Annotated in this window: 14 protein-coding genes and 1 tRNA gene; 12 read left to right on the top strand and 3 right to left on the bottom strand. The window is 63.7% G+C overall.

All coding sequences use genetic code 11. The features are described 5' to 3' along the window. The first annotated feature begins 2 nt into the window (after window positions 1-2). Window positions 3-770, top strand: a complete 768-nt coding sequence (locus JQ616_RS12975; RefSeq protein WP_212014945.1) for an SDR family NAD(P)-dependent oxidoreductase — start codon at window positions 3-5, stop codon at window positions 768-770. 172 nt (window positions 771-942) lie between these two features. Here JQ616_RS12975 and JQ616_RS12970 read toward each other — a convergent pair whose 3' ends face one another. Further along, the gene (locus JQ616_RS12970; protein ID WP_212014943.1) at window positions 943-2166 is read right to left on the bottom strand and encodes a serine hydrolase domain-containing protein; all 1224 of its coding nucleotides are present in this window, start codon (window positions 2164-2166) and stop codon (window positions 943-945) included. Between the two features lie 181 nt (window positions 2167-2347). On the opposite strand from JQ616_RS12970, the gene JQ616_RS12965 reads away from it, so the two are divergent. After that, window positions 2348-2423: transfer RNA gene (locus tag JQ616_RS12965), tRNA-Trp, on the top strand. Window positions 2424-2487: 64 nt separating this feature from the next. Here JQ616_RS12965 and JQ616_RS12960 read toward each other — a convergent pair. After that, window positions 2488-3693, bottom strand: a complete 1206-nt coding sequence (locus tag JQ616_RS12960; RefSeq protein WP_212014940.1) for an ABC transporter substrate-binding protein — start codon at window positions 3691-3693, stop codon at window positions 2488-2490. A 174-nt stretch (window positions 3694-3867) separates the two neighbouring features. Between JQ616_RS12960 and JQ616_RS12955 the strand changes: the two genes are divergently transcribed. From JQ616_RS12955 to JQ616_RS12925, 7 genes are all read left to right on the top strand, one after another. Next, entirely contained in the window at window positions 3868-4629 is a 762-nt protein-coding gene (locus tag JQ616_RS12955) for a FadR/GntR family transcriptional regulator (RefSeq protein WP_212014938.1), read from the top strand. A gap of 63 nt (window positions 4630-4692) precedes the next feature. Continuing rightward, window positions 4693-6306 carry an acyl-CoA synthetase gene (locus JQ616_RS12950; protein ID WP_212014936.1) on the top strand — a complete coding sequence of 538 codons (1614 nt, stop codon included), beginning with the start codon at window positions 4693-4695 and terminating at the stop codon, window positions 6304-6306. 330 nt (window positions 6307-6636) lie between these two features. Next, complete coding sequence (gene secE / locus JQ616_RS12945) at window positions 6637-6828, top strand: preprotein translocase subunit SecE (protein ID WP_212014934.1); 192 nt, start codon at window positions 6637-6639, stop codon at window positions 6826-6828. Window positions 6829-6848: 20 nt separating this feature from the next. After that, window positions 6849-7382 (top strand): transcription termination/antitermination protein NusG, encoded by a 534-nt coding sequence (nusG, locus tag JQ616_RS12940; RefSeq protein WP_021081670.1) that lies wholly within the window; start codon window positions 6849-6851, stop codon window positions 7380-7382. 129 nt (window positions 7383-7511) lie between these two features. Beyond that, window positions 7512-7940: a 50S ribosomal protein L11 gene (rplK, locus tag JQ616_RS12935; protein WP_008136439.1), complete on the top strand. Its 429-nt coding sequence runs from the start codon at window positions 7512-7514 to the stop codon at window positions 7938-7940. Window positions 7941-7946: 6 nt separating this feature from the next. Continuing rightward, window positions 7947-8639, top strand: a complete 693-nt coding sequence (rplA, locus tag JQ616_RS12930) for a 50S ribosomal protein L1 (protein ID WP_212014932.1) — start codon at window positions 7947-7949, stop codon at window positions 8637-8639. A gap of 111 nt (window positions 8640-8750) precedes the next feature. Then, window positions 8751-9704 (top strand): 2-hydroxyacid dehydrogenase, encoded by a 954-nt coding sequence (locus JQ616_RS12925; RefSeq protein ID WP_212014930.1) that lies wholly within the window; start codon window positions 8751-8753, stop codon window positions 9702-9704. Here JQ616_RS12925 and JQ616_RS12920 read toward each other — a convergent pair. Beyond that, a complete protein-coding gene (locus JQ616_RS12920) occupies window positions 9701-11356 on the bottom strand; it encodes a hypothetical protein (protein ID WP_212014928.1) in 1656 nt (551 codons plus the stop codon). The genes JQ616_RS12925 and JQ616_RS12920 overlap by 4 nt on opposite strands. Window positions 11357-12064: 708 nt before the next feature. On the opposite strand from JQ616_RS12920, the gene rplJ reads away from it, so the two are divergent. The 3 genes from rplJ to rpoB all read left to right on the top strand — a co-directional run bounded on the left by rplJ (window position 12065) and on the right by rpoB (window position 17574). Then, window positions 12065-12583: a 50S ribosomal protein L10 gene (gene rplJ / locus JQ616_RS12915; RefSeq protein WP_038383111.1), complete on the top strand. Its 519-nt coding sequence runs from the start codon at window positions 12065-12067 to the stop codon at window positions 12581-12583. A gap of 54 nt (window positions 12584-12637) precedes the next feature. Then, window positions 12638-13015 (top strand): 50S ribosomal protein L7/L12, encoded by a 378-nt coding sequence (gene rplL / locus JQ616_RS12910; RefSeq protein ID WP_212014926.1) that lies wholly within the window; start codon window positions 12638-12640, stop codon window positions 13013-13015. Between the two features lie 440 nt (window positions 13016-13455). After that, window positions 13456-17574, top strand: coding sequence for a DNA-directed RNA polymerase subunit beta (gene rpoB, locus JQ616_RS12905; RefSeq protein WP_212014924.1), 4119 nt, complete (start codon window positions 13456-13458; stop codon window positions 17572-17574). Window positions 17575-17638 lie beyond the last annotated feature (64 nt).

Raw genomic sequence — 17638 nt, 5'->3', positions numbered from 1 at the left:
GCATGACCTTGTTCGACATGAAGGGAAAAGTCGCCGTCATCACCGGTTCGACGCGCGGCATCGGGCGCGCGATCGCCGAGCGGATGGCCGAGCACGGCGCGAAGGTCGTGATCTCCTCGCGTAAGGCCGACGTCTGCGAGCAGGTCGCGACCGAGATCAACGACAGCTATGGCAAGGGCACTGCGGTTGCGATCGCGGCCAACATCTCGTCGAAAGAAAATCTGCAGAACCTGGTCGACGAGAGCAACCGCGCCTTCGGCAAGATCGACGTGCTGGTCTGCAACGCGGCATCCAATCCTTACTATGGTCCGCTCGCCGGGATCTCCGACGATCAGTTCCGGAAAATCCTCGACAACAACATCGTCGCCAACAACTGGCTGATCTCGATGGTGGTGCCGCAGATGATCGAGCGCAAGGACGGCTCCGTCATCATCGTGTCCTCGATCGGCGGCCTGAAGGGCTCGACCATCCTCGGCGCCTACGCGATCTCGAAGGCTGCCGACATGCAGCTCGCGCGCAACCTCGCCTGCGAATACGGCAAGCACAACATCCGCGTGAACTGCATCGCGCCCGGCCTGATCAAGACCGACTTCGCCAAGGCGCTGTGGGACAATCCGGACAATCTGAAGGCCTCGACCGCGCGCTCGCCGCTGCTGCGGATCGGCGTGCCCGACGAAATCGCGGGCGCGGCCGTGATGATGGGCTCGCGTGCCGGCGACTTCATGACCGGTCAGACCATCGTGATCGACGGCGGCGCGACGATCAGCTGACGCCGGCGGTGGTGCGCAAAAGCGCACCACACTCAATCTGTCATCACCCGCGCAAGCGGGTGATCCAGTATTCCAGAGGCCGTCATTGTTGCGCCGATAGGCCGCGGCGTACTGGATCGCCCGGTCAAGCCGGGCGATGAGTGTCTTGGATGCGGGACGGGGAGTGTCCCAATCACTCCACCGCCGCGTACACGCCGTTCCTCACCAGCGAGCGGGTGTATTCGCGCTGGCCCGGGCCCTGCATCATGAAGACCGCGATCAGGTCTTCGCTCGGATCGATCCAGAAGAACGTGCCGGCCATGCCGCTCCAGAAATACTGGCCGACCGAGCCGGAGAACGGCGCGACGCCCTGTTGGGTACGCACGGCGAAGCCGAGGCCGAAGCTATGGCCGGGCGACACCAGCGTGCCCTGGACCTTGACGCCGGCGCCGAGGTGATCGGACGCCATGAAGGCAAGCGTCTTGCGGCCGATGATCCTGGTGCCGTCGAGCGTGCCGCCATTGAGCAGCATCTGCGCGAAGCGGGCATAGTCCATCGTGGTCGACACCAGTCCGCCGCCGCCGGATTCCATCGCCGGCTTTTCCAGCATGTTGAACAGCTGCACCTTCTCGTTGGTCCAGGGATCGTTGGCAAACGCCTCGGCGAGCCGGCCGGCATTGGCCTCTGGAGTGTGGAAGGCGGTCTCGTGCATCTGCAGCGGCGAGAGGATGCGCTCAGTGAGGAACGCGCCGAGCGTCTGGCCGCTGACGACTTCGATGATGCGGCCGAGGATGTCGGTGGAGCGGCTGTAGTTCCACTCGGCGCCGGGCTGGCAGACCAGCGGCATGCCGGCGAGCATGGTGGCGTGCTCGGCATTGGTGATCTTGCGGCTGCGCAGCCGCGACTGCTTGTAGAGTTCCTGCACCGGACCGTTGCCGGTGTGGTCATACGTCAAACCCGACGTGTGGCGCAGCAGGTCCTGGATCGTCATCTGCCGTTGGACCGGGACGAGCTCGAGCTTGCCATTGCGTTCGACGCCAACCTTGGTCTCGGCGAATTCGGGGATGAATTTCGCCACGGGATCGTCGAGCAGGAAGTGGCCGTCCTCGAGGAGCTGCATGATGCCGATCGAGACGATCGGCTTGGTCATCGAGAAGATGCGGAAGATCGAGTCATGGGTCATCGGCGCAGCAGTGGTCGGGCTCTGCCGGCCGATCGCGTCGAACCAGCCGATCTGGCCGCGCCGCGCCACCAGCACCGTGAAGCCGGGCGCGGTTCCCTTGTCGACCTCGCGCTTGAAGGTGTCGGACATCGCCTGCAGCCGCGTGCTCGATAGCCCGATCGATTCGGGCTTGGCGAGGGGGAGGGACGGGGTGGTCTGGCTGGCGGCATGTTTGGTGGCGGTTTGAGCGTTCATGGTCTCTCCCTGTGCTCTTGATTCTTGCGGCGAGGCGCCGACATGAGGTGATCTTCGGGTGATCGCCGAAGTCTGGCGCAGAAGTTTTGCAATGAACAGAAGCTTCACCGCTTCGCCCTTGCAAACCGGCCATGCCCTGTGCTTGAAACGGCGCGAACCGGCGGCGACGCTGGTTCCCTGCAGGAGTGTAGCTCAATTGGTAGAGCACCGGTCTCCAAAACCGGGGGTCGCAGGTTCGAGCCCTGCCACTCCTGCCAGCTTTTAGCCAACAATTTGAATGCCTTGGCCGAGGTCTTGGACCCCGGCCATGACTGTATTCACTCACTTGATCAGCGGGCAACCGCCGTCCTTCATCGGCCGGAACGCCTGGTCGCCGGGCACCTCGGCCAGCACCTTGTAGTAATCCCACGGCGCCTTTGATTCCTCGGGCTTCTTGACCTCGAACAGGAACATCGAGTGCACCATGCGGCCGTCCTCGCGGACCACGCCGTTGTCGGTGAAGGCGTCGCGGACCGGGGTCGCGCGCATCTTCGCCAGCACCGGCTTGGTGTCCTTGGTGCCGGCGGCCTTCACCGCGTTGAGGTAGTGCAGGGTGGCGCTGTAGGTCGCGGCCTGGTTCATGGTCGGCATCCGCTTCATGCGGTCGAAGAAGCGCTTGCCGAAGGCGCGGGTGCGGTCGTTGAGATCCCAATAGTAGGCCTCGGTGATGATCAGGCCCTGCGCGAGCTTCAGCCCGAGGCTGTGGATGTCGGAGATGAACATCACGATCCCGGCGAGGTTCTGCCCGCCCGCGACGATGCCGAATTCGGAGGCCTGCTTGATCGCGTTGATGGTGTCGCCGCCACCATTGGCGAGGCCGATGATCTTGGCCTTCGAGGCCTGCGCCTGCAGCAGGAAGGATGAGAAATCCGGCGTGTTGAGCGGATGGCGGGCGCTGCCGAGCACCTTGCCGCCGGCGGCGCGAACGACGTCGCCGGTGTCGCGCTCGATCGAGTGGCCGAACACGTAGTCGGCGGTGATGAAGAACCAGCTGTCGCCGCCGTTCTTCACGATCGCGCTGCCGACGGTGTGGGCGTTGGCGTAGGTGTCGTAGGTCCAGTGCAGCGTGTAGGGCGAGCAGGACTTGCCCGTGATGTCGGAGCTCGCCGCGTCCGTCACGATCATGATCTTCTCGAACTGCTTCGACATCTCCATGCCGGCGAGCGCGGTCGCCGAGGTCGGCATGTCGATGATCATGTCGACGCCTTCGGCCTCGTACCATTTGCGGGTGATGGTGGCGGCGGCGTCGGCCTTGTTGAGGGGATCGGCGGTAACGAGCTCGATCGGCTTGCCGAACATCGAGCCGCCGAACTCCTCGATGGCCATCTTGGCGCCCTCGACATTCCCGGCGCCGCCGATGTCGGAATAGACCGACTGGAAATCGGTCAGCACGCCGATCTTGAGCGGCGTCTGCTGCGCGAGCGCGGGCCCCGCCAGCACTGCGGCAAGCAGGCCGGCCGCGGACAGACTCGTGGCGATGGATTTCATGGTGATGTGCCTCCCCGGACGTTCTTATCTGTTTGTCCGACAAAGCTAGATATGCCTGGTTCCGGTGTCAATTCTGCCCGGCTTGGTGCGACAACGCGGCCGAGAGCAGCTGATTTGACGCTCCATGGGCCTTCGCCTACACTTTGTCCGACAAACGACAATCGGGAGCCCAGGGTGGCCACGCCGCTGTTCCGGCGCATCGACGTTGCGCCGGCCTACCAGAAGGTCGCCGACGCGATCGAACGCGAGATCATCAACGGCCGGATCAAGCCGGGCGAGCCGATCGGCACCGAGCAGCAGCTGGTCGAACAGTTCGGCGTCAACCGCTCGACGGTGCGCGAAGGCATTCGCGTGCTCGAGGAGGGCGGGCTGATCCGCCGTGATTCCAGCCGACGCCTGCAGGCCTGCCTGCCGCGCTACAACAAGCTCGCCACGCGGCTATCGCGCGCGCTGATCCTGCACGAGGTGACGTTCCGCGAATTGTTCGAGACCTCGATGACGCTCGAGGTCGCGAGCGTCGAGGGCGCGGTGGAGCGCGCGACCGACGAGAACCTCGCCGAGCTCGCCGGCAATCTCGCGCGCAGCGCCGCTGTGGTCGGCAATCCCGCCGGGCTCGCCGAACTCGATGCAGAATTCCACGTGCTGATGGCCAAGGCCTCGCAGAACCGCGTGCTGCAGCTCGCCCGCGAGCCGGCCGCGCAGCTGTTCTTTCCGACCACCGAGATGATCGTCGGCGGCGTGCCCGAGGGCGGTGCGCGCCTCGTCGAAGCGCATCGCCACATCCTCGATGCGATCGGGCGGCGCGACAAGGAGGCCGGCGTGTTGTGGACGCAGCGGCATCTACAGGACTGGCGGCGCGGCTTCGAGAAGATCGCCTCGCTCGATCGCTCCGTCGAACACACCTACATGGAACACGCCCACGCCGCGCGGCAGTAGCGACGGCGCGGCCAAAAGCGACAAAGACAAGACAACGACAAAAAGCACATTCGGGAGGGACAAATGAGCGACAACATCGCAGCAACCATCCAGCGCGCCCGCGAGCACAGCATCGGCGATCTGCTGCGCCGGTCGGCGAAACGCTACCCCAGCAAGACCGCGCTGATCTGCGGCGAGGTGAGCTGGACGTTTGCGGAGATGGACGCGATCTGCAATCGGCTCGGACGCGGTCTGCTCGGTCTTGGCGTTGCGAAGGGTGATCGCGTCGCGGTGCTGTCGCGCAATTCGCACGGCTTTGCCGCGTTGCGCTTCGCGGTGGCGCGGATCGGCGCGATCCTGGTGCCGATCAACTTCATGCTCAATCCCGACGAGATCAATTTCATCCTGGCGAATTCCGGCGCCAAGCTGCTCGCGGTCGGCCCCGATTTCGTCGAGACCGCGCACGCCGCCGCCGCCAAGGGCTCGGCGGTCGAAACCCTGATCTGGCTGCCGGGCGAGGATCCGGCCACCGCGCCCGAAGGCATCACGACATTCGACAGCCTGCTGCACAGCGACGCGTCGGCGCCCGAAGCCTCGGTCGACAGCCGCGATCCCGCGCAGATCATCTACACCAGCGGCACGGAGTCGCTGCCGAAGGGTGCGATCCTCACCCATGAAGCCGTGATGTGGCAGTATGTCAGCTGCATCATCGACGGAGGCATGGCGACCGACGACACCGTGCTGCACGCGCTGCCGCTCTATCACTGCGCGCAGCTCGACGTCTTCCTGGGGCCCGCGATCTATCTCGGCGCCACCAGCCTCATCACCGGTAAGCCGGTGCCCGACAATTTGCTGGCGCTGATCGCGGCCCACAAGATCAATTCGTTCTTCGCGCCGCCGACGATCTGGATCGCGATGCTGCGCTCGCCGGCTTTCGATCGCACTGATCTGTCGACCCTGCGCAAGGGCTATTACGGCGCCTCGATCATGCCGGTCGAGGTGCTGCTCGAATTGCAGCGCCGGCTGCCTGACGTGAAGTTCTGGAATTTCTACGGCCAGACCGAGATCGCGCCGCTCGCCACCGTGCTGTCGCCGGAGGACCAGCTGCCGAAGGCAGGCTCCGCCGGCAAGCCCGCGATCAATGTCGAGACGCGGGTGGTCAGGCCCGACATGACCGACGTCGGGGTCGAGGAGGTCGGCGAGATCGTGCACCGCTCGCCGCATCTGTTGTCCGGCTACTACAACGATCCGGTGAAGACCGCGGCGGCGTTTGCCGGCGGCTGGTTTCATTCCGGCGATCTCGCGACCGTCGATGCCAGTGGCTACATCACCGTCGTCGATCGCGTGAAGGACATGATCAAGAGCGGCGGCGAGAATGTCGCGAGCCGCGAGGTCGAGGAGATGATCTACCGGTTGCCTGGGGTTTCGGAGGTCGCGGTGGTCGGGCTGCCCGATCCGCGCTGGATCGAGGCGGTGACGGCGATCGTCGTGGTCAAGACGGGCCAAAACCTCGATGCTGAGGCTGTCATCAAGCACTGCGCGGCGTCGATGGCCCATTTCAAGGTCCCGAAGCGGGTCATCTTCGTCGACGCCTTGCCGAAGAATCCGAGCGGCAAGCTGCTCAAGCGCGAGCTGCGGCAGCGCTATGTCGGCGGAGCCACGCTGGATCAGGCGGTCCAGAAGAGCTTTGCCGGGTGATCGACCCGGCCGCGACCGTGGACGGCCGGGCGGCGGACCTCCCGTCATCAGGCTAAGTGCTTGATATGAGAGGCCCCGTTCCGCTCTGATACCGGCGCTGCCGGGGTGGGGCGCGACGGCGCCGACCTTGACGTTTGGCCGGTCTCGCAGTAGATACCGCCCACTCGCAGCCGGCCCGCTTTGATGGCGGATATCCGGCGCGGCCTAATTCCCCGAACATTCGAGCTCGTTTATCGGCTCAACCTTCCAAACGAGGGCTGGGTCCGCAAGGTCGGCTGTTCGGATTCCTTGAAACGTTGCAATCGTCCGGAGACGGACGCGGATCTCACGATGGCTTTCAGCCCGTTTAAATTCCTGCAGGAAGTGCGCTCGGAGACCGCCAAGGTCACCTGGCCGACGCGCCGCGAGACGACCATCACCACGATCATGGTGTTCGTGATGGTGGCGGTGGCCTCGGTCTTCTTCTTCGCCGCAGATCAGATCATCCGCTATCTGATTACCCTGATACTGGGCATCCACTGATGAGCATGGGAACTCAATTGATGGACAAGCGCTGGTACATCGTTCACGCCTATTCGAACTTCGAGAAGAAGGTTCAGGAATCGATCCGCGAGCAGGCCAAGCAGCGCGGGCTGGAAGAGCTGTTCGAGCAGATTTTGGTGCCGACCGAGAAGGTCACCGAGGTGCGCCGCGGCCGCAAGATCGACGCCGAGCGCAAGTTCTTCCCGGGCTACGTGCTGGTGAAGATGAAGCTGACCGACGAGGCGTTTCATCTGATCAAGAACACCCCGAAGGTGACCGGCTTCCTCGGCGCGGAAAACAAGCCGATGCCGATCTCGGAAGCGGAAGCGATGCGGATCCTGCACCAGGTGCAGGAGGGCGTCGAGCGTCCGAAGGCGTCGGTTTCGTTCGAAATCGGCGAGAACGTGCGCGTGGCCGACGGCCCGTTCGCCTCGTTCTCCGGCGTGGTGGAAGAAATCGACGAGGCGCGCTCGCGCGTGAAGGTCGCGGTGTCGATCTTCGGCCGCGCGACCCCCGTGGAACTGGAATTCGGTCAGGTCGAAAAGGTGGTCTGACCGGACGGCGTGGGGTATATGCCCCCGTCAAGTGAGAGGCCGTGGGAGGGAGGAGGCGGTCGCCAGCCCCTTCAACCGAACCACGGAACCTGAAACCGCCGGCACCGTCCGGCACAACAGGAGTGATAAATGGCAAAGAAAGTGACCGGATACCTGAAGCTTCAGGTCCCGGCCGGTGCGGCGAATCCTTCGCCCCCGATCGGCCCCGCGCTTGGTCAGCGCGGCCTGAACATCATGGAGTTCTGCAAGGCGTTCAACGCGCAGACCCAGAAGGAAGAGAAGAACACCCCGATTCCGGTGGTGATCACGATCTACGCCGATCGTTCGTTCACCTTCGAAATGAAGACCCCTCCGATGTCCTTCTTCCTCAAGCAGGCTGCCAAGATCCAGTCCGGCTCGAAGGCGCCGGGCCGCGACAAGGCCGGCAAGGTGACCAAGGCGCAGGTGCGCGAGATCGCCGAGAAGAAGATGAAGGACTTGAATTGCGACACCATCGAATCGGCCATGAAGATGGTCGAGGGCTCTGCCCGTTCGATGGGTCTGGAAGTTGCGGGGTAACGGGCCATGTCAATCGGAAAGCGTTTGAAGAAGGCCCGCGAGGGCGTCGATCGCGAGCACCTCTATCCGCTCGCGGAGGCCATCAAGATGGTCAAGGAGCGCGCCAAGTCGAAGTTCGACGAGACGATCGAGATCGCGATCAATCTCGGCGTCGACCCGCGCCACGCCGACCAGATGGTCCGCGGCGTCGTCAACCTGCCGAACGGCACCGGCCGCACGCTGCGCGTCGGCGTGTTCGCGCGCGGCGCCAAGGCTGAGGAAGCCAAGGCCGCCGGTGCCGACGTCGTCGGTGCCGAAGACCTGGTTGAGAAGGTGCAGGGCGGTGCGATCGATTTCGATCGTTGTATCGCCACCCCCGACATGATGCCGCTGGTCGGCCGCCTCGGTAAGGTGCTCGGTCCGCGCGGCATGATGCCGAACCCGAAGATCGGCACCGTGACCATGGACGTCACGTCGGCCGTGAAGGGCGCCAAGGGCGGCTCGGTCGAGTTCCGCGTCGAGAAGGCCGGCATTGTGCAGGCCGGCATCGGCAAGGCCTCGTTCTCCGAGGACAAGCTGGTCGAGAACGTCAAGGCACTGGCCGACGCGGTCTCCAAGGCGAAGCCGGCGGGTTCCAAGGGCACCTACATCCAGCGCGTGGCGGTGTCCTCCACCATGGGCCCGGGCGTGAAGGTCGAGCCGGGCACCATCCTCGGCTGAGGCCTTTGAGCGTGACGAGATAAAGAGGGGCGGGATCGGGCAACCGGTTCCGCCTTTTGTTTTTCCACCCTCTGTCTTGGCGGGTGAAGGCTCTCGCAGGAAACAAGAACAATGCCCGATAAGGTCCTGGTCTATTCGCGCTTTCCCAAGGCTCAGCTGATCCGCTTCGGCGAGCGCTATGAGCTCCTCAATGCGGCGGGCAAACGGCTGGACGAAGCATTCCCGGCGGGCGAACTCGCCGACATCAGAGCCATGATTACCGCGGGCGGCACCTCGCTCCGAGGCGAGGCCATGGACATGCTGCCGAAGCTCGGCGCGATCGTCTGCTACGGCACCGGCTATGACGGCGTCGATCTCGCTGCCGCCGCCGGGCGCGGGATCGCGGTCGGCCACAGCCCGGGTGCGAATGCAGCGTCGGTCGCCGACACCGCGGTCACTTTGATGCTGGCGTCGGTGCGGCGTCTGCTGGTGGCCGACGATTACGTGCGGAGCGGCGACTGGGCCGGCGCAAAGCCGTCGCCGATGATGCGGCCCCAGGCCGGCATGCGTGGCCGCAAGGTCGGCGTCTACGGTATGGGCGAGATCGGCCGCAAAATAGCGGCGCGGGTCGCCGCGTTCGAGACTGAGGTCGGCTATTTCAGCCGCTCGAGGCACGACGTGCCCTATCAATACTTTCCGACGCTGGAGGCGCTGGCTGACTGGTGCAGCGTGCTGATGGTTGCCGTGCGCGCCGGCGCCGAGACCGAGCATGCGGTCAATACCGACATCCTGCGCCGGCTCGGCAGCGACGGCTTTGTCGTCAACATCTCGCGCGGCTCGGTCATCGATGAGACCGCGCTGGTCGCAGCGCTGACCGACGGGGTGATCGCCGGCGCCGGCCTCGACGTGTTCGCCAGGGAGCCGCATCCGCCCGGCGCGCTGACCGCGCTGCCGAATGTGGTGCTGTCACCGCATCTCGGCGGCCACACGCTGGAATCGCACGTCGCGATGCAGGACTGCGTGCTCGCCAATCTCGACGCGTTCTTTGCCGGCAAGCTGCTGCCGTATGCGGTAAGTGCCGCCTAGTTGCGGGTCGGTCGAAACCACTCCTGCAGGTCGCGTCGCAACCTCACGTCTTGCACCCCCGCGATGCGGGTGGCGGCCTGCTCACGCAGCAGGCGGGTTGCCGCGGTGACGGACGCCTCGTCGGGACTGCGGTTCCAGCCGGCGGCAGTGAGATAATCATGCAGCAGCTTGTCGGGCACCCGGTCGAGCTGGTGCGCCAGGAATTCGCGTTCCTCGTCCGTCTTGTTGAAGTAGACGCTGCTGAACGCGATGACGCGTCGCGTGAATGCGTCGCTCATATCGTCCTCTATAGAGCGGAAGCGTTGGCGCTGCTCGGCAGAATACTGCTCTGACCTGTGCAACAGCCGGTCGTCTTTCGCGAGACGCAGTGCCATTTCGTATTGCCAGATATTGAGATCGTGCCGGTTGCTAAAGATCGCTTCCGCCTGTGGCATGTAAGCCGAAAGCTCTTCGCGGTGCATCTGAACCTGAAATGCCGCGCGAACGTAGTCGCTGCCGCCGGCGGTCGGATCGCTGATCTGTGCGATGACTGCTTCGATGAACGTGCCCTTGTTCTTGCGATCGAGCCGATGCCAGAATTTGTAGAGTCTCTGATCATCATAACTGCGGATGAGCCGGGATACGGCTCTGATCAGGTCGTCGTCGACGTATCCGTTGCCTTGAAGCTGAAGGGCGATATCGAGCGCAGCGTTTGGACTGTTCGTTTGCGCCAGTTGCTGCGCGCGTCGTGAAAGTTCGACATTGCTCGCTTCGGCGAATTTCGGTGGTGCCTTCCAATCAATTCCGTAGACGGCGGCGGCGAGGTCCCCGTCTGAAAAGGCGGGGCCGCCAATTTCGACCGCCTGGCGCGGCCCGGCTTCGGTGTATTTCCACAGCGGTGTCGGGTGAGAATTCCGTCGAAGCAGCGGAAGGTAGCTGACGACGGTTTGCTGGCCGTAATGCCAAGTCGCGGCGACGCGCTCCTCACCAGCCTGACGAACGTTGATCGTACCGACGTTGCAGCAACCATAGCTCGCCGCAAACGGTTGCATGGGCTGAATGCGGATCACGAGTCCGTCGGGGATGGCATCCAGAGTTGTCGTTTTCAGGCACACATCGGTGCGTCCGGAGCGTTGCAACACTGCCGATCTGCGCAACTCGTCCTCGCTGCAGTCCTTGGCCGCGGCAAGCTCGGTTGAACGGATCGGTCCGGCGTGGCCCTGCTGGTCGATCTCGGCATGCACAAATCGATCGATGACGTGGTCGGCGAGCAGCGCCGTGCTCCCGCAGCACGGCTCACCCTGTTCCACCAGCGTCAAAGTTCGGATTGAGCGCAGTTCCGCAGGAATGGTGCGGCCGGATAGCGTGGGATCGGTTCGTTGCGCAAGCTGGTATCTGTCCCAGACCGATGCGGAGAACCAGATTGCACAGAACACAAACGGGGCCGCGATCAGTCCCGGATGCTTCCGATGCGCGCCCAGGATCACCATTGCGACCATGGTCCCGACCCATAAGAGGCTCAGCAGGCCCGGGGTGGCGGCAAGCATGAGGACGATGAGCAGCGTCAGCCCCGAATTGGGTAGCGGAAGCGTCGCGAGGAAAGCGTAGACGCCGGCAAGCACGGCGAGGCCGATGAGAAGGAAGGCGACGTGCTTGGCGATGCGTTCGATCATGGATAAGCTACGAGGGAGGCGGGATACGTTGCATTGAGGTTTCGCCGCCCAGCGGTTGCGTCGTCGTTAACTTGCTCTCGCGGAGCGAAGTCATCGCCGCGACGTGGTTAGCCGGGAGTAAGGTCCATCGTTCGAATTGCCGCTGTCCGGCCCGGGGCAGTCCACGGCGGATTCGGAACTGGTCCAATATTTGCTCTTGGCAAGCCGGGCAGGACCGGCTACATAGCGCCTTCCGGGCGTGCTGGCACTTGCTGGCATGTCCGTGCTCGCATTCCGAAAACCTGAGATGATAGGAGATCATTCCTTTCCGCATTCCCGCAAGGATGCTCGAAAGGAAGGAGACCCGTCGCCTCCGAGGGAGTGAGAGCAGGGGCCTTCAGCGTGCTGAAGTGCCTCGATCCTGTCCAAGACTGCAGGCGCCCGCGAGAACTTCGTGTTTTCAACGGCTTAATCGCATAGCCTGCATAGACGGGTGAAGACCGGATTTTGCGCTCCAAGTCGCGACCATTCGCGGCTGGGAAGCTGGTTTGGTTCGAACCTCGACAGCCCATGGTCGCAAGGCTCTGGGAGGGCAGGCTTCTAGATGTCGTCTTGCCCGGCATGTCCGAAGGGTCCTGTACCCTGCGGATCAGGTTTAGGGCGGGACGATGGGTGCAACCCGGCGGTCCCGACCTTCGCGGAAAGGCCGCCAACCGGAAAGAGCTTGCTGTGGAACGAGCGGCAAAAAAAGAGTCGGTCGAACAACTCAACGAGGTCTTCAAGACCACGTCGGTTGCGATCGTTGCTCATTATTCCGGCCTCACCGTGGCCCAGATGCAGAAGCTGCGCATGCAGATGAAGCAGGCGGGTGCGTCGGTGAAGGTCTCGAAGAACCGTCTCGCCAAAATTGCTCTTGATGGCACTGACGTCGCTGCCATCGGCTCCCTGCTGAAGGGGCCGACCGTGATCGCTACTTCGAACGATCCGGTTGCGGCGCCAAAGGTTGCCGTCGAATTCGCCAAGGCGAACGAGAAGTTCGTCATCCTCGGCGGTTCGATGGGTAAAACCGTCCTGAATGTCGACAGCGTGAAGGCGCTTGCCTCACTGCCGTCGCTCGACGAACTGCGCGGCAAGATCGTTGGCCTCCTCGTGGCGCCTGCGACCAAGCTCGCTCAGCTCTCCAACGCGCCCGCGGCCAAGCTCGCGCGCGTCATTCAGGCTCATGCCTCAAAGAGCGAAGCGGCCTGACCCCTTCGCTAATCTCAAACCTGGTTCGAACCAAACGTTTAAGGAAATAGATCAATGGCTGACTTGCAGAAAATCGTCGACGACCTCTCGAGCCTCACCGTGCTCGAAGCGGCCGAACTCGCCAAGCTCCTCGAAGAAAAGTGGGGCGTGTCCGCCGCTGCCGCCGTTGCGGTGGCTGGCCCGGCTGCTGGTGGCGGTGCCGCTGCTCCGGCTGAAGAGAAGACCGAGTTCACCGTCGTGCTGGCTTCGGCCGGCGACAAGAAGATCGAAGTCATCAAGGAAGTCCGCGCCATCACCGGCCTGGGCCTGAAGGAAGCCAAGGACCTCGTCGAAGGCGCTCCGAAGCCCGTCAAGGAAGGCGTCAACAAGGAAGAAGCCGACAAGATCAAGGCCCAGCTCGAGAAGGCTGGCGCCAAGGTCGAGCTCAAGTAATGCGCGATCCGGGAGCGCCTCTGGCGCTCCCGGGCCATGCAAACGGCGTGCGACAGGGTGTCACGTGGCGCGCTGGACACAAAAAAGTGTGGGGATCCGTGGACTTAACCCTCGAATCTCCTTTATTGCCATCCCATATCGGGTTGGCAGCGGAAAAACACGGTAGGCGGTGGGGACGGCAGGGTCCCTGGCGGAAGCCGTTGGGAGACAGTCAGATTTCGGGCTTTTTCAGTCCGTAAAGCGGAGCGTTTGGACGAGCGGGTGCAGTGATGCGCCCCGCGCGTCGTTTTGCGTTTTGGAGGTAATGGGGGCCAGGACGGGGATTTAATTCCTGACTTTGCGCTTCGTTCCTTCGGGACGATTCGAAATTCAACCCGGGGCCGATGGCAGTCGCTCCCGGAAGGTTCGCCCCACAAAGGCGACGAAAATGAGAGGCCACGATGGCGCAGCAGACATTCACCGGTCGCAAACGCGTACGCAAGTTTTTCGGTCACATCAAGGAAGTCGCCGAGATGCCGAACCTCATCGAGGTTCAGAAGGCGTCCTATGACCAGTTCCTGATGGTTGACGAGCCAGTCGGCGGGCGCCTCGACGAGGGCCTGCAGGCGGTGTTCCGCTCGGTGTTCCCGATCTCGGACTTCTCCGGCACCTCGATGCTCGAATTCGTCCGCTACGAGTTCGAACAGCCGAAATATGACGTCGACGAGTGCCGCCAGCGCGGCATGACCTTCGCTGCGCCGCTCAAGGTGACGCTGCGCCTGATCGTGTTCGATATCGACGAGGAAACCGGCGCCAAGTCGGTGAAGGACATCAAGGAGCAGGACGTCTACATGGGCGATATCCCGCTCATGACGATGAACGGCACCTTCGTCGTCAACGGCACCGAGCGCGTCATCGTCTCGCAGATGCACCGTTCGCCCGGCGTGTTCTTCGACCACGACAAGGGCAAGACCCATTCGTCCGGCAAGCTGTTGTTTGCCGCGCGCGTGATTCCGTATCGCGGTTCCTGGCTCGACATCGAGTTTGACGCCAAGGACATCGTGTTCGCGCGCATCGACCGCCGCCGCAAGCTGCCCGTGACCTCGCTGATGTATGCGCTCGGTCTCGACGGCGAGCAGATCCTGTCGACCTTCTACAAGAAGATCACCTACAAGCGGACCAAGGAAGGCTGGCGCGTGCCGTTCGACGCCAACCGTTTCCGCGGCTACTCGACCATCAACGACCTGATCGACGCCGACACCGGCAAGGTGGTGCTCGAGGCCGGCAAGAAGCTGACCGTGCGCAGCGCGCGTCAGATGCAGGAAAAGGGTCTCAAGGCGCTCCGCATGTCGGACGAGGAGCTCGTCGGCAACTATCTCGCCGAGGATCTCGTCAACCCGAAGACCGGTGAAATCTACGCCGAAGCCGGCGAGGAGATCACCGAGAAGTCGCTCAAGGTGCTCAACGAGCAGGGCTACAAGGACCTGCCGCTGCTCGACATCGACCACGTCAATGTCGGCGCCTACATCCGCAACACGCTCTCGGCCGACAAGAACATGACGCGTGAAGACGCGCTGTTCGACATCTACCGCGTGATGCGTCCGGGCGAGCCGCCGACGCTGGATTCGGCGCAGGCGATGTTCCAGTCGCTGTTCTTCGACGCCGAGCGCTACGACCTCTCCGCGGTCGGTCGCGTCAAGATGAACATGCGCCTCGAGCTCGATGCGCCCGACACCCATCGCACGCTGCGCAAGGAAGACATCCTGGCGGTCATCAAGACGCTGGTCGACCTGCGCGACGGCAAGGGCGAGATCGACGACATCGACCACCTCGGCAACCGCCGGGTGCGCTCGGTCGGCGAGCTGATGGAGAACCAGTACCGGATCGGCCTGCTCCGCATGGAGCGCGCCATCAAGGAGCGCATGTCGAGCGTCGATATCGACACCGTGATGCCGCAGGACCTGATCAACGCCAAGCCCGCGGCCGCCGCGGTGCGCGAGTTCTTCGGTTCCTCGCAGCTCTCGCAGTTCATGGACCAGACCAACCCGCTGTCGGAGATCACCCACAAGCGGCGCCTGTCGGCGCTTGGCCCGGGCGGTCTGACCCGCGAGCGTGCCGGCTTCGAAGTCCGCGACGTGCATCCGACGCATTACGGCCGTATCTGCCCGATCGAGACGCCGGAAGGTCCGAACATCGGCCTGATCAACTCGCTGGCGACGTTCGCGCGCGTCAACAAGTACGGCTTCGTCGAGACGCCCTATCGCAAGATCAAGGACGGCCGGGTCACCGACGAGGTGGTCTATCTGTCGGCGATGGAAGAGGGCCGTTACCGCGTCGCGCAGGCCAACGTGCCGCTCGATGCCAAGGGCCGCTTCACCGACGATCTGGTGGTCTGCCGCCACGCCGGCGAAGTGCTGCCGGTGACGCCGGACAAGGTCGACTACATGGACGTGTCGCCGAAGCAGCTGGTTTCGGTCGCCGCGGCGCTGATCCCGTTCCTCGAGAACGACGACGCCAACCGCGCGCTGATGGGCTCGAACATGCAGCGCCAGGCGGTGCCGCTGGTTCGCGCCGAGGCGCCGTTCGTCGGCACCGGCATGGAAGGCGTGGTCGCCCGTGACTCGGGTGCGGCAATTGCCGCGCGCCGCTCGGGCGTGATCGACCAGATCGACGCCACCCGCGTCGTGATCCGCGCCACCGAAGATCTCGATCCGACCAAATCGGGCGTCGATATCTACCGGCTGATGAAGTACCAGCGCTCCAACCAGTCGACCTGCATCAACCAGCGTCCGCTGGTGAAGGTCGGCGACATCGTCAAGAAGGGCGACATCATCGCTGACGGTCCGTCGACCGATCTCGGCGAGCTCGCGCTCGGCCGTAACGTGCTGGTCGCGTTCATGCCGTGGAACGGCTACAACTTCGAAGACTCGATCCTGCTTTCCGAGCGGATCGTGAAGGACGACGTCTTCACCTCGATCCACATCGAGGAGTTCGAAGTGATGGCCCGCGACACCAAGCTTGGTCCGGAGGAAATCACCCGCGACATTCCGAACGTCTCGGAAGAAGCGCTGAAGAACCTCGACGAAGCCGGTATCGTCTACATCGGTGCGGAAGTCCGCGCCGGCGACATCCTGGTCGGCAAGATCACGCCGAAGGGCGAGAGCCCGATGACGCCGGAAGAGAAGCTGCTCCGCGCCATCTTCGGCGAGAAGGCCTCCGACGTCCGCGATACATCGCTGCGCGTGCCTCCGGGCGTGCAGGGCACCATCGTGGAAGTCCGCGTGTTCAACCGCCACGGCGTCGACAAGGACGAGCGTGCGCTGGCGATCGAGCGGGAAGAGATCGAGCGTCTGGCCAAGGACCGCGACGACGAGCAGGCGATTCTGGACCGCAACGTCTACAACCGCCTCGCCGAGCTCCTGGAGAACCGCCAGGGCATCGCCGGCCCGAAGGGCTTCAAGAAGGACACCAAGATCACCCGCGCGGTGCTCGACGAGTATCCGAAGTCGCAGTGGTGGCTGTTCGCCTCGCCGAACGACAAGCTGATGGCCGAGATCGAGGCCATGCGGAAGCAGTACGACGAGTCGAAGAAGGGCCTCGAGCAGCGCTTCCTCGACAAGGTCGAGAAGCTGCAGCGTGGCGACGAGCTGCCGCCCGGCGTGATGAAGATGGTCAAGGTCTTCGTCGCGGTGAAGCGCAAGATCCAGCCCGGCGACAAGATGGCCGGCCGTCACGGCAACAAGGGCGTGGTGTCGAAGATCGTGCCGATCGAAGACATGCCGTTCCTCGAGGACGGTACGCATGCCGACATCGTGCTCAATCCGCTCGGCGTGCCTTCGCGCATGAACGTCGGTCAGATTCTTGAGACCCATCTCGGTTGGGCCTGCGCCGGCCTCGGCAAGCGCATCGGCCAGACCATCGACGCCTACTATCAGAAGCAGGATCTCAAGCCGCTGCGCGAGACCCTGAAGAAGATCTACGGCGAGGATGAAACCATTAAGTCGCTGAACGACAACGAGCTGGTCGAACTCGGCCGCAATCTGAGCCACGGCGTGCCGATCGCAACGCCGGTGTTCGACGGCGCCAAGGAAGCCGACATCGAGGAGATGCTGAAGCTCGCGGGCTTCGACGCCTCCGGCCAGTCGACCGTCTATGACGGCCGTACCGGCGATGCGTTCGATCGCAAGGTGACCATGGGCTACATCTACATGCTCAAGCTGCACCATCTCGTGGACGACAAGATCCACGCGCGTTCGATCGGTCCGTACTCGCTCGTCACCCAGCAGCCGCTGGGCGGCAAGGCGCAGTTCGGCGGCCAGCGCTTCGGCGAAATGGAGGTCTGGGCGCTGGAAGCCTACGGCGCCGCCTACACGCTGCAGGAAATGCTGACCGTGAAGTCGGACGACGTCGCCGGCCGTACCAAGGTGTACGAGGCGATCGTGCGCGGCGACGACACCTTCGAGGCCGGCATTCCGGAATCGTTCAACGTGCTGGTCAAGGAAATGCGCTCGCTCGGCCTCAACGTCGACCTGCACAATTCCAAGGTGGGACCGGCGCCGACGTCGGAAGCCGCCGAGTAACGCTGAGATTGACGCCCGGCGCGAGAGCGCCGGGCCTTCGCGCCCCGCCCGGACGTTGAGTGGG

The sequence above is a fragment of the Bradyrhizobium tropiciagri genome, from assembly GCF_018130545.1.
In the GTDB taxonomy this organism is placed as follows: Bacteria; Pseudomonadota; Alphaproteobacteria; order Rhizobiales; family Xanthobacteraceae; genus Bradyrhizobium; species Bradyrhizobium tropiciagri_A.
This window is presented reverse-complemented; position numbering and strand designations above follow the sequence as displayed.

Coding starts and splice junctions, on each gene's coding strand:
- JQ616_RS12975 (WP_212014945.1), top strand. CDS start 3: ATGACCTTGTTCGACATGAAGGGAAAAGTCGCCGTCATCACCGGTTCG.
- JQ616_RS12970 (WP_212014943.1), bottom strand. CDS start 2,166: ATGAACGCTCAAACCGCCACCAAACATGCCGCCAGCCAGACCACCCCG.
- JQ616_RS12960 (WP_212014940.1), bottom strand. CDS start 3,693: ATGAAATCCATCGCCACGAGTCTGTCCGCGGCCGGCCTGCTTGCCGCA.
- JQ616_RS12950 (WP_212014936.1), top strand. CDS start 4,693: ATGAGCGACAACATCGCAGCAACCATCCAGCGCGCCCGCGAGCACAGC.
- secE (WP_212014934.1), top strand. CDS start 6,637: ATGGCTTTCAGCCCGTTTAAATTCCTGCAGGAAGTGCGCTCGGAGACC.
- nusG (WP_021081670.1), top strand. CDS start 6,849: ATGGACAAGCGCTGGTACATCGTTCACGCCTATTCGAACTTCGAGAAG.
- rplK (WP_008136439.1), top strand. CDS start 7,512: ATGGCAAAGAAAGTGACCGGATACCTGAAGCTTCAGGTCCCGGCCGGT.
- rplA (WP_212014932.1), top strand. CDS start 7,947: ATGTCAATCGGAAAGCGTTTGAAGAAGGCCCGCGAGGGCGTCGATCGC.
- JQ616_RS12925 (WP_212014930.1), top strand. CDS start 8,751: ATGCCCGATAAGGTCCTGGTCTATTCGCGCTTTCCCAAGGCTCAGCTG.
- JQ616_RS12920 (WP_212014928.1), bottom strand. CDS start 11,356: ATGATCGAACGCATCGCCAAGCACGTCGCCTTCCTTCTCATCGGCCTC.
- rplL (WP_212014926.1), top strand. CDS start 12,638: ATGGCTGACTTGCAGAAAATCGTCGACGACCTCTCGAGCCTCACCGTG.
- rpoB (WP_212014924.1), top strand. CDS start 13,456: ATGGCGCAGCAGACATTCACCGGTCGCAAACGCGTACGCAAGTTTTTC.